The following is a 12,394-nucleotide window of genomic DNA, read 5'->3' as shown; positions in this document are numbered from 1 at the left end:
GTGGTGAATAAAATGGGCGCAATGAACGCAGAAGATATGAAGAACTACAAAGGCGTATTTGTCTTTGCACAGCAGGTAGATAATAAGTTAAGTGGTATTTCATTTGAATTGATCGGTGAAGGAAAGAGACTTGCAGATAAGCTTGATGAAAAGGTTACAGCAGTCCTGATCGGTTCCGACGTAAAGGGTCTTGTAGACGAACTTGCAGAGTACGGTGCAGACAGAGTTATCGTTGTTGATGATCCAGAATTAAAAGAATACAGAACTGAGCCATATGCACATGCACTTGCTTCAGTTATCAATGAGTACAAGCCAGAGATCGTTTTAGTTGGTGCTACGGCTATTGGCCGTGATCTTGGTCCTACAGTATCAGCAAGAGTAGCTACAGGTCTTACAGCAGACTGTACATTACTTGAAATCGGTGATTTCCCTCTTGTTGCACTTCCAAATCAGGAGCAGAAGCACAATCAGCTTCTTATGACACGTCCTGCATTCGGTGGTAACACAATCGCTACAATCGCATGTCCTGATAATCGTCCTCAGATGGCAACAGTACGTCCGGGCGTTATGCAGAAGCTTGACAGAGTAGCTGGCAAGAAGGCAGAAGTGATCGAGTACAATCCTGGATTTACTCCAAACAACAAGTATGTTGAGATCCTTGAAATCTCAAAGGCTGTTTCAGATATCAAAGATATCATGGACGCTAAGATCCTTGTTTCAGGTGGTCGTGGTGTTGGTTCAGCAGAGAACTTCAAGCTTCTTGATGATCTTGCAGAAGTTCTTGGCGGACAGGTATCATGCTCACGTGCAGTTGTAGATTCAGGCTGGAAGCCAAAGGAGCTTCAGGTTGGTCAGACTGGTAAGACAGTTCGTCCACAGGTATACTTCGCAATTGGTATTTCAGGTGCGATCCAGCATGTAGCCGGTATGGAAGAGTCAGATATCATCATCGCTATCAACAAGGATGAGGATGCTCCTATCTTTGATGTAGCTGATTATGGTGTTGTTGGAGATCTGAACAAGATCGTTCCTGCTCTTACAGAAGCAATCAAGGCTGAGCTTGCTAACAAGTAATTCAGTTTATAATTGAAAATGAACATTTCGAACTGCCGGGTTTTATACCCGGCAGTTTGTGTGTAAATGAGCCGACAGGCGAGATGGTGCATGAAAGAACATGAGAATGTTCTTTCACGCACAAAAGGGTGTGTCCTATTACATATTTTTCTGTTGAAACAATAAAAACAATGCTGTATGATAAATACTGTTGTGAAAAAGACAAATGACAGTTAGATAAAAGAAGAATAAGGTTGAAGAGACAAATGAGTAAGTATGAAAAACAGGAAGAATTGAAACGAGAAGAATTAAGCCAGGAAGAGCAGCTGTTAAAAACAGAAGCTGACAACACAAAATTGACAGACGACAGTAAGAATGTAAAAATGACAGATGCGTGTGAAGAAAACAGAACAGAAAATACTGCAAGAGAAAATAAGATGGGAACCATGCCGATGGGGAAGTTGTTGATTTCAGTATCACTTCCAATGGTAATTTCAATGTTGGTACAGGCACTTTATAATGTAGTCGACAGTGTTTTTGTATCGCATTTTGATCAGGATGCACTGACGGCAGTATCGACGATATTTCCGTTACAGAATCTTATGATCGGAGTGACCTCCGGTCTCGGTGTCGGTTTTAATGCATTGATCTCCAAATCCCTTGGTGAAAAAAATCAGAAAAAAGCAAATGATGCAGCCGGGCAGGGAATCTTTCTGGAACTTATTGGATTTGCAATTTTCTTATTGATCGGTTTATTTGGTATCGAAGCATTTATGAAGAGTCAGACGGATGTTGCAAAGATCATTGATTATGGAGTAGATTATGGACGTATCTGCTGTATCTGTTCCTTTGGTATCTTTGCACAGATGACATTTGAACGTATGTTACAGTCGACAGGTCGGACGCTTTACACAATGAAGACACAGGCACTTGGAGCTATTATCAATATTATACTTGATCCGATTATGATCTTTGGATATTTTGGACTTCCGGCAATGGGTGCTGCAGGTGCGGCAATAGCAACGGTTATCGGACAGTGTATTGCGGCATTACTTGCAATCTATTATAATCTGAAAAAGAATCCGGATATCCAGTTATCATTGAAAGGCTTCCGTCCGGAAGGTGATGTGATCGGAAGGATTCTTTCCATTGCAGTTCCTTCTATTGCGATGGTTGCGGTAGGCTCGATAATGACATATGGATTTAACCGTATTCTATTTACATTTACGCCGATCGCAGTTTCAGTGTTTGGTATTTTCTATAAAGTACAGAGCATGGCATTTATGCCGGTTTTTGGTCTAAATAATGGTATGATCCCGATAGTATCATATAATTACGGAGCAAAACAGCCGGATCGAATGCTCAAAGCTGTTAAATATACAATGATGGCTGCAATCTGTTTCATGCTGTTATGTCTGACTGCGATGCAGGTAATTCCGGGATTGATCCTTAAGGTATTCGATGCACAGGAGGATATGATGGCGATTGGTATTCCGGCACTTCGTACGATGAGTATTTCATTCCTGTTTGCAGGAAGCTGTATTGTATGCTCCGGTATGTTCCAGGCACTTGGTAAAGGTGTGTACAGTCTGATCGTATCCCTTGCCAGACAGTTGATCGTTCTGCTTCCGGTTGCCTATGCATTTGCAAAATTTACGCGTAATCTGGAACTGGTATGGTTGTCCTTCCCGATTGCGGAGGTTGTCAGTGTTATTCTTTCGATCGCTATGGCGTTACAGACAAAAAAGAAGATTATCGATCCTTTAAAGAATTCTGTGAAAACAGTATAGGTATAAGCAGAACATTTGTCATAAAATGGCATATTCTATAAAATAGCAGAATGTTTCATAAAGGATCAATAGAAAACGACGGTTCGGGATATAGATATGGTACATAAAGAATCAGAAAGAAGGAAATGAAATGAGTGATTTGATCTATCTCGATCATGCAGCAACGACGGCAGTTCATCCGGACGTTTTAAAAGAAATGCTGCCATATTTTACCGATAAATTCGGAAATCCATCCAGTGTTTATGGATTTGCGGCAAATAATAAAAATAAACTGACAGAGGCAAGAGAGACGATAGCCGGAGCACTTGGTGCAAAGTCGGAAGAGATTTATTTTACAGCCGGTGGTTCTGAGTCTGATAACTGGGCATTAAAATGTACGGCAGAAGCCTATGGAGTACATGGGGGACATATCATTACAACAAAAATCGAGCATCATGCTATCCTGCATACCTGCAAGTATCTGCAGAATAGAGGGTATGATGTAACTTATCTGGATGTAGATGAAAATGGATTGGTTGATCTGAATACACTTGAGGCGGCCATCCGGCCGGATACTTTTTTGATCTCGATCATGTTTGCAAATAATGAGATTGGAACGATTGAACCAATAAAAGAGATTGGAGAGATCGCACACAGACACGGTATTTTGTTTCATACGGATGCAGTTCAGGCATTTGGACAGATCCCGATTCACGTAGATGAAATGAACATTGATATGTTAAGTGCGAGCGGACATAAGTTTAACGGGCCAAAGGGAATTGGTTTTTTATATATCAAAAAAGGTTTAAAGTTAAAGAGCTTTATTCATGGTGGCCAGCAGGAGCGGGGACGCAGAGCCGGTACAGAAAATGTACCGGGAATCGTAGGTATTGCAAAAGCGTGTGAGATTGCAATGGCAGAAATGGAAGAACGGATGAAAAAGGAGACGGAGCTCAGAGATTATCTGATCGAACGGATATTGAAGGAGATCCCGTATACCAGACTGAATGGACATTCAAAGAAACGACTGCCAAATAATGTCAATATCAGCTTTCAGTTCGTGGAGGGAGAATCCATTCTGATCATGCTAGATATGGCGGGTATCTGTGCATCCAGTGGCTCTGCCTGCACATCGGGTTCGGTTGATCCTTCTCATGTGCTGCTTGCGATCGGACTTCCGCATGAGATCGCACATGGTTCACTGAGACTAACCATTGGATATGAGAATACGAAAGAAGAAATGGATGCGGTTGTCGATAATCTGAAACGGATCATTACAAATCTACGTAATATGTCACCGTTATATGAGGATTATGTCAAGAAAAATCATATACAGTAAGATTGTTAAAAATGAAAGATCAGATTCGGTCGGAGTGAATATAAGAATGCAATTGTGAAATATGTGAGATAAAACGCCCCAAGTGTGAAGGAGAAAGATATGTACAGTGATAAAGTGATCGATCATTTCCAGAATCCAAGAAATGTCGGAGAGATTGAGGATGCCTCCGGTATCGGTACGGTTGGAAATGCTAAATGCGGGGATATGATGCGGTTGTATCTGAAAATTAATGAGGAGCAGGTGATCATAGACTGCAAATTTAAGACTTATGGATGTGGAGCTGCAGTAGCATCCAGTTCCATGGCAACGGAGATGATTAAAGGAAAAACAGTTGCCGAGGCAATGAAGCTTACAAATAAAGCGGTTATGGAAGCATTGGATGGACTTCCGCCGGAAAAAGAACATTGTTCTTTGCTTGCAGAAGAAACACTGCATGCAGCGTTGTGGGACTATGCAGAAAAACTTGGAATCAAGATTCCGGGACTTATAAGGTCGGTACAGGATATTGAAGACCGGATGGTGAGAGAACTGGAAGATTAAACAGTATTTGGATACTTGACAGCCGGAGAAATCCGGTTCTATACTGCAAGCAGGAATTGCAGGAAGGAAGATAAGATGGATAAAAAGACAGTATGTGTCGGTATGTCAGGAGGCGTGGATTCTTCTGTAGCCGCATATCTTTTAAAAGAACAGGGATATAACGTGATCGGTGTGACCATGCAGATCTGGCAGGATGAGGATGCAGATCAGATCAGTGAGCATGGCGGTTGCTGTGGCTTGTCGGCGGTAGATGATGCGAGAAGAGTAGCTGCACAGCTTGAGATTCCTTATTATGTAATGAACTTTAAAGAAGATTTCCGAAAATACGTCATTGACTATTTTGTAGATGAATACCGGAACGGAAGAACTCCGAATCCATGTATCGCATGTAATCGGTATGTAAAATGGGAGTCGCTGTTAAGGAGGTCGTTAAGTATCGGTGGAGACTACATTGCTACCGGACACTATGCAAGAGTGGAACAGCTTCCAAATGGCAGATATACCTTACACGTGGCAAAAGGAATCGAGAAGGATCAGACCTATGCACTTTATAATCTGACACAGGATCAGTTATCAAAGACGTTGATGCCGGTTGGAGAATATAATAAGACACAGATCCGGCAGATTGCCGCAGATATCGGTATCCAGGTAGCAAATAAACCGGACAGTCAGGATATCTGTTTTGTACTGGATGGTGATTATGCCGGATATCTGGAACGGGAAGAGGGCTTAAAGGCAGTACCGGGAAATTTTGTAGATATGAATGGAAAAGTCCTTGGTACACATAAAGGGATAATCCATTATACAATCGGACAACGGAAGGGACTTGGACTTGCAATGGGACACCCGGTATTTGTTGTGGATATTATCCCAGAGACAAATGAAGTGGTGATCGGAGAAAATGCAGATACTTTTTCAAAAGAACTGATCGCAGATAAGACCAATTTTATGTCTGTCGAGCACCCGGAAGATGGGATGCAGGTGATCGGAAAGATCCGGTATGCACATAAGGGTGTGCCATGCAGAATTTATATGTTGGATGATGACAGGGTTCGTGTTGTATTTGACGAACCGGTTCGGGCAGCCACCAAAGGACAGGCGGTTGTTTTTTACGAAAATGACTATATCGTCGGAGGCGGTACAATAAAAGAGATTATACGATAGGGATTATAAAAAATGACACTGTTGTGGATTTTATTGTTTAAAGAATCGTTAATGGTTCTGCCATATAGCAGCTTGCTAAGTACCGGCCTCGAACGAGGCTTGCTGCATAATAGTGAATATGTGACAGAACAGTGTGATTCTATGTAGTAAAATCTACAACGGTGTCATTTTTGTCATATAAACCTCATTTTTATAATTTATGAAATACAGGCTTCATCTGTTCAAAGGTGCAGTAATAGTGGAAGCCTGTGGCGGTCAGGATGTCTCTGGCATAGGTTTCAAAGTCATAGCCGATGTATTTTGGAATATGTGCATCGCTTCCGACAGTGATGATCTCACCACCTAACTCCTTGTAGAGTTTAAGAATAGACGGATGAGGATGTGCATAAGTCATGTTTTTATACAGGCTTCCGGTATTGATCTCGATGCCCTTCCCATGTTCGATGATTGTTTTCAGAATTGCTTCAAAGACATCTGCATAATCAGAAAAGCGGAAGGCTGCTTCGCCGGATGGACAATAACGGACGGCATAGTCCAGATGACCGTATATGGAATAATTATCAAAGGTTTGCACATTTGCAAGAATGGATTCAAAATATTCCAGCAGTGCTTCTTTTTCCGAACGTCCTTCATAGTAAGCGGGATAGTAGGGATCCTTGCCATATACAAGATGAGAAGAACCTATAATAAAGTCAAAATCATGATATTTATCTGTGTAGGCAATGATCTTGTCTGCGATATGAGACATCAGGCCGAGTTCGACACCGAGGCGGATCGTAAGTTTATCCTTGTACTGTTCCTGCAACTTTCTTACAGCAGAAATATACCGGTCTGTATCTAACAGAAAGGTATGACCTTCCTCGTCTTTTGGATAATCAATATCATGATGATCTGTAATACAGATCTCAGACATGCCGAGGTGCAGTGCCTGTTCAACAATATCTGTAAGTTCTGTTTCAGAATCATCGGAAAATTCGGAATGTAAATGATGATCGCAAAGCTTCATATGTAAAAACCTCCTGTTAGATGTTAACATTGTGAAAATTGATATTATTATAGCACGTCAGGAAATAAAACACACCTGCAGGAACGGAAAAAATAGTGAATAAAAACAGAAGATAAGAAATAATCTTACAAAAGAAGTATATATCGGCAACACAAGAATCATGTGTGAAATATTTCGAAAAAAGGGTTAAATGGTTGAAATAAATATGAAAATATCATAAAAAGTTGATTCTTTGTACATTTTGCAATATAGTGTTTGTTTATTTTTGCGTGAATTGGACAATTTTTTTTTGAGAAAGACTTGAAATTTACACACAAATTAGGTATGATTTTGTTGTGTGAATAGCACGATTAATTACTGCGCTTTGCAGTATATTATAAATACTTTTATTATTCAAAACTTAGGAGGAATAAAAAATGGCAGTAAAAGTAGCAATCAATGGTTTTGGACGTATTGGTCGTCTCGCATTCAGACAGATGTTCGGAGCAGAAGGATATGAAGTTGTTGCAATCAACGATTTAACAAAGCCTTCAATGCTTGCAGATCTTCTCAAGTACGATACAGCACAGGGTGGTTACTGTGGTAAGATTGGTGAGAACCTTCATACAGTTTCAGCTGATGATGAGGCTAACACAATCACAGTTGATGGTAAGACACTTACAATCTACAAGGAAGCAGATGCAAACAATCTTCCTTGGGGTAAGATTGGTGTTGACGTAGTTCTTGAGTGTACTGGTTTCTACTGCTCAAAGGAAAAGTCAATGGCCCATATCAATGCAGGTGCTAAGAAGGTTGTTATCTCAGCTCCAGCAGGAAATGATCTTAAGACTATCGTATTCTCAGTTAACCAGGATACATTAACAGCAGAGGATCAGATCATCTCAGCTGCTTCATGTACAACAAACTGTCTTGCACCAATGGCTAAAGCTCTTAATGATTATGCTCCAATCCAGTCAGGTATCATGTCAACAATCCACGCTTACACAGGCGATCAGATGATTCTTGACGGACCACACAGAAAGGGCGACTTAAGAAGAGCAAGAGCAGGTGCTGCTAATATCGTTCCTAACTCAACAGGTGCTGCTAAGGCTATCGGTCTTGTTATCCCAGAGTTAAATGGTAAGTTAATCGGATCAGCTCAGAGAGTTCCAGTTCCAACAGGTTCAACAACAATCCTTACAGCAGTTGTTAAGGGTGCTGACGTAACAGTTGATGGAATCAACGCTGCAATGAAGGCTGCTGCATCAGAGTCATTCGGTTACAACACAGATCCTATCGTTTCATCAGATGTAATCGGTATGAGATATGGTTCATTATTTGATTCAACTCAGACAATGGTATCAAAGATCGCTGATGACTTATATGAGGTTCAGGTTGTATCATGGTATGATAATGAGAACTCATACACAAGCCAGATGGTTAGAACAATTAAGTACTTCGCAGAGTTAGCATAATTGACTGACAAATTGTAGTAATTAATTTGACCTTACAAGGGGTCCGGTCTTCATGGACCGGGCCCTATATTTCTTTTACAGAGATGTATTTGCGTTCTGTAACAAATATGAAGATAAAAGTATAAAAATCAGGAGGTTTAATAGTAATGTCATTAAACAAAAAATCAGTAGATGATATTAATGTAAAGGGACAGCGTGTCCTTTGCAGATGTGACTTTAATGTACCATTAAAGGAAGGTAAGATCACAGACGAGAACCGTCTTGTAGCAGCACTTCCTACAATCAAGAAATTAATTGCTGATGGTGGAAAGGTTATTCTTTGCTCACACCTTGGCAAGGTTAAGACAGAAGAAGATAAGAAGACAAAGACTCTTGCACCGGTTGCGGTAAGACTTTCAGAGCTTCTTGGACAGGAAGTTAAGTTTGTTGCTGAGCCTGAAGTTGTTGGACCAAAGGTAAGAGAAGCTGTAGCAGCTATGAAAGATGGCGAAGTTATCTTACTTGAGAACACACGTTTCAGACCGGAAGAGACAAAGAACGGTGAAGCATTCTCTAAGGATCTTGCTTCTATCTGTGATGTATTTGTAAATGATGCATTTGGTACAGCTCACAGAGCTCACTGCTCAAATGTAGGTGTTGCAGGTCTTGTTGATACAGCGGTTGTTGGATACTTAATGCAGAAGGAGATCGACTTCCTTGGAAATGCAGTAGAGAATCCGGTAAGACCATTCGTAGCTATCCTTGGTGGAGCAAAAGTTGCAGACAAGTTAAATGTTATCTCTAACTTACTTGAGAAGTGCGATACACTGATCATCGGTGGTGGTATGGCGTATACATTCTTAAAGGCAAAGGGATATGAGATCGGTAAGTCATTAGTTGACGAATCTAAGATCGACTACTGTAAGGAAATGATGGAAAAGGCTGAGAAACTTGGTAAGAAGTTATTACTTCCGGTTGATTCCGTTATGATCGACGATTTCCCTAATCCAATCGATGCTCCGGTTGAGACAGAGATCTTTGATGCAGACAAGATGTCAGCAGACAAAGAGGGCTGTGATATCGGACCTAAGACAATCGAATTATATGCAGATGCTGTTAAGACAGCTAAGACAGTTGTATGGAATGGACCTATGGGTGTATTCGAGAATCCTACACTTGCTGCTGGTACAAAGGCTGTAGCTGCTGCTCTTGCTGAGACAGATGCTACAACTATCATCGGTGGTGGTGATTCTGCTGCTGCTGTTAACCAGTTAGGATATGGTTCTAAGATGAGCCACATCTCAACAGGTGGTGGAGCTTCCCTTGAATTCTTAGAGGGTAAGGAACTTCCAGGTGTTGCTGCTGCAAACGACAAATAAATTATGTACATGCTCCATCTGGATCGGATGGAAGAATATACAGATAATGAAAATAATATTTTCAAGGAGATAAAAGACATGTCAAGAAAGAAAATCATCGCTGGTAACTGGAAGATGAACATGACTCCAAGCCAGGCTGTAAAATTATGTGAAGAGTTAAAGCCATTAGTTGCAAATGATGACGTAGATGTTGTATACTGCGTACCTGCAATTGATATTGTACCTGTAGTAGAAGCTGTTAAAGGCACAAATGTAGAAGTTGGTGCTGAGAACATGTACTTCGAAGAAAAGGGTGCATACACAGGTGAGATATCAGCAGAAATGTTAGTTGACGCCGGTGTTAAGTATGTCATCATCGGACATTCAGAGCGTCGTGACTACTTCAAAGAGTGTGACTGTCTCTTAAATAAGAAAGTTAAGAAGGCATTTGAAGCAGGTCTTACACCTATCCTTTGCTGTGGTGAGTCATTAGAGCAGAGAGAAATGGGTATCACACTTGACTTCATCCGTCTTCAGATCAAGAGTGATCTGAAAGATATCACAGCAGATCAGGTTAAGAACATGGTAATCGCCTATGAGCCAATCTGGGCTATCGGAACAGGCAAGACTGCTACATCCGATCAGGCACAGGAAGTATGTAAGGCAATCCGTGACTGCATCGCTGAAGTATATGATACAGACACAGCAGAAGCTGTAAGAATCCAGTATGGTGGATCTATGAACGCTGGTAATGCAGCAGAGCTTCTTGCAAAGCCTGACATTGATGGTGGACTTGTAGGTGGTGCTTCACTGAAGGCTGACTTTGGAAAGATCGTAAACTACAATAAGTAATTTTAATGCCGGATTTCATATTGAATCTGTAAAATCAGGAAAATGATCTGGTAAAAAAGATACCGTGAGGGATCGGGTGGCCAATAATATGACTGCCTGGTGTCCGCGGTATTTTTTGTTATTCTATTATTCATACGAAATGAATAGATTTGTGGGATTTTTTTGTACATTTACGAAAAGTATACTTCGTTGACGATTATGTATAACTGTGATATAATTCAAACGATTTTTGAACAAATACGCAGAAAAGGAATTGACTATGGAATATTTAAAGACATTCTGGAGCAGAAGATATCTGCTTGAGGAACTGGTAAAAAAAGGTATTAAGTTAAAGTACAGGCGTTCATATCTTGGAATCTTATGGTCTTTGCTGGAGCCTATTTTGACAACGATCGTATTGACGATCGTATTTGGAACGTTATTTGATAACAGCAATAAAACCTTCCCGGTTTATATTTTGAGCGGTCGTCTGTTATATTCATTTTTCAGCAGCGGAACAAAAGCCTGTGCAAAATCGATACGGTCAAATGCAGGTATGATCAAGAAAGTATATGTTCCGAAGTATCTGTATCCGATGTCTTCCGTATTATTTAACTATATTATATTTTTGATTTCGCTGATTGTTATGATCCCATTGATGGTATTTTGTCATGTGAAGCCAACCTGGTCATTATTACTGGTTATCCTTCCGCTTATTCTGCTTCTGATGATTACATTTGGAGTAGGCATGGTACTTGCGACGGTTACGGTATTCTTCCGTGATATGGAATATTTGTGGGATGTTGTATTGATGATCATTATGTATACATGTGCGATTTTCTATTATCCACAGAGATTATTAAAGAGTGGATTTAGCTGGCTGTTAAAATATAATCCGTTATATTGCGTCATCCATAATTTTAGAGCATGTTTTCTGGGTGATCCGTTAAACTGGAATTATATGTTATATGCGTTCGTTTTCTCTGTTTTTGCAATCTTGATCGGAACATATACATTCTATAAGAAACAGGACGAATTTATTCTTCATATTTAAGGAGACAGACATGGGCAAGGAAGCATTGATCGTTGATGATGTAAGCATGAAGTTCAACCTGAGCAGTGAAAAGGTTGATAATATTAAAGAGTATATAATTAAATCAATAAAACGACAGATCAGTTATGATGAATTCTGGTCATTAAAGCATGTCAGCTTTTCATTGGACAAGGGTGACAGGCTGGGAATCCTCGGCTTAAATGGTGCAGGAAAGAGTACCCTTTTAAAGGTTATTTCCGGTGTATATAAGCCAACAGAAGGACATGTGATCAAGCATGGAAAGGTTGTTCCGTTGCTGGAATTAGGAGCAGGCTTTGACGCACAGTATACTGGAAAGGAAAATATTTTTTTGTATGGTACAGTGCTTGGATATTCCAAGAGTTATCTGGAAGAAAAGTATGATGAAATCGTTGAGTTTTCGGAGCTTGGTCGTTTTATTGATGTCCCAATCAAGAATTATTCATCTGGTATGAAATCAAAATTGGGATTTTCAATTGCAACGATTGCAAATCCGGATATTCTGATTCTGGATGAAGTATTATCCGTGGGTGATGCCAGATTTAAGAAGAAGAGTGAAGCGAAGATCATGCAGCTTATGGAAGGCGGAACAACAGTATTATTTGTTTCGCATTCTCTGGAACAGGTACGACGGATCTGTAATAAAGCAATGATCCTGGATCATGGAACATTGAAATCCATTGGCGATATTGATACAATATCAGAGGAATATACGAAAATGATCGCGATTCCTGCTAAGCCAAAGAAGAAAAAAGCAGATGCTGGAAAAAAGGCTTCTGAAAAAAAGGCAGATGAGGAAAAGGCTGCTGATAAGAAAGAAAAATAATTA

Annotated in this window: 11 protein-coding genes; 10 read left to right on the top strand and 1 reads right to left on the bottom strand. The window is 40.3% G+C overall.

All coding sequences use genetic code 11. The annotated features are described in order from the left end of the window. Positions 1–12: 12 nt before the first annotated feature. The 5 genes from DWY07_RS08445 (at position 13) to mnmA (ending at position 5,865) form a co-directional block, all read left to right on the top strand. Positions 13–1,074: an electron transfer flavoprotein subunit alpha/FixB family protein gene (locus tag DWY07_RS08445; protein WP_117807630.1), complete on the top strand. Its 1,062-nt coding sequence runs from the start codon at positions 13–15 to the stop codon at positions 1,072–1,074. Positions 1,075–1,319: 245 nt separating this feature from the next. Then, a complete protein-coding gene (locus tag DWY07_RS08440) occupies positions 1,320–2,843 on the top strand; it encodes an MATE family efflux transporter (protein ID WP_117822688.1) in 1,524 nt (507 codons plus the stop codon). A gap of 130 nt (positions 2,844–2,973) precedes the next feature. Beyond that, positions 2,974–4,161 carry a cysteine desulfurase NifS gene (nifS, locus tag DWY07_RS08435; protein ID WP_117822685.1) on the top strand — a complete coding sequence of 396 codons (1,188 nt, stop codon included), beginning with the start codon at positions 2,974–2,976 and terminating at the stop codon, positions 4,159–4,161. Between the two features lie 99 nt (positions 4,162–4,260). After that, the gene (nifU, locus tag DWY07_RS08430) at positions 4,261–4,701 is read left to right on the top strand and encodes a Fe-S cluster assembly scaffold protein NifU (RefSeq protein ID WP_117822683.1); all 441 of its coding nucleotides are present in this window, start codon (positions 4,261–4,263) and stop codon (positions 4,699–4,701) included. A 75-nt stretch (positions 4,702–4,776) separates the two neighbouring features. Beyond that, the gene (mnmA, locus tag DWY07_RS08425) at positions 4,777–5,865 is read left to right on the top strand and encodes a tRNA 2-thiouridine(34) synthase MnmA (protein WP_117822862.1); all 1,089 of its coding nucleotides are present in this window, start codon (positions 4,777–4,779) and stop codon (positions 5,863–5,865) included. Between the two features lie 190 nt (positions 5,866–6,055). Here the strand turns inward: mnmA and DWY07_RS08420 are convergent, their stop codons facing one another. Then, on the bottom strand, positions 6,056–6,871 hold the full coding sequence (locus DWY07_RS08420) for a histidinol-phosphatase HisJ family protein (protein WP_117822681.1): 816 nt from the start codon (positions 6,869–6,871) through the stop codon (positions 6,056–6,058). 416 nt (positions 6,872–7,287) lie between these two features. On the opposite strand from DWY07_RS08420, the gene gap reads away from it, so the two are divergent. The 5 genes from gap to DWY07_RS08395 all read left to right on the top strand — a co-directional run bounded on the left by gap (position 7,288) and on the right by DWY07_RS08395 (position 12,391). Further along, entirely contained in the window at positions 7,288–8,325 is a 1,038-nt protein-coding gene (gene gap, locus DWY07_RS08415) for a type I glyceraldehyde-3-phosphate dehydrogenase (protein WP_021943780.1), read from the top strand. Positions 8,326–8,471: 146 nt separating this feature from the next. Beyond that, positions 8,472–9,683: a phosphoglycerate kinase gene (locus tag DWY07_RS13385; protein ID WP_117807626.1), complete on the top strand. Its 1,212-nt coding sequence runs from the start codon at positions 8,472–8,474 to the stop codon at positions 9,681–9,683. A gap of 78 nt (positions 9,684–9,761) precedes the next feature. Continuing rightward, positions 9,762–10,514 (top strand): triose-phosphate isomerase, encoded by a 753-nt coding sequence (tpiA, locus tag DWY07_RS13380; protein WP_021943782.1) that lies wholly within the window; start codon positions 9,762–9,764, stop codon positions 10,512–10,514. A 259-nt stretch (positions 10,515–10,773) separates the two neighbouring features. Next, positions 10,774–11,547, top strand: a complete 774-nt coding sequence (locus tag DWY07_RS08400; RefSeq protein ID WP_117807625.1) for an ABC transporter permease — start codon at positions 10,774–10,776, stop codon at positions 11,545–11,547. Positions 11,548–11,557: 10 nt separating this feature from the next. Further along, entirely contained in the window at positions 11,558–12,391 is an 834-nt protein-coding gene (locus tag DWY07_RS08395) for an ABC transporter ATP-binding protein (protein WP_117807624.1), read from the top strand. The last annotated feature ends 3 nt before the right edge of the window (positions 12,392–12,394 follow it).

The organism is Clostridium sp. AF23-6LB, from assembly GCF_003461085.1.
Lineage (GTDB): Bacteria > Bacillota > Clostridia > Lachnospirales > Lachnospiraceae > Coprococcus > Coprococcus ammoniilyticus.
This window is presented reverse-complemented; position numbering and strand designations above follow the sequence as displayed.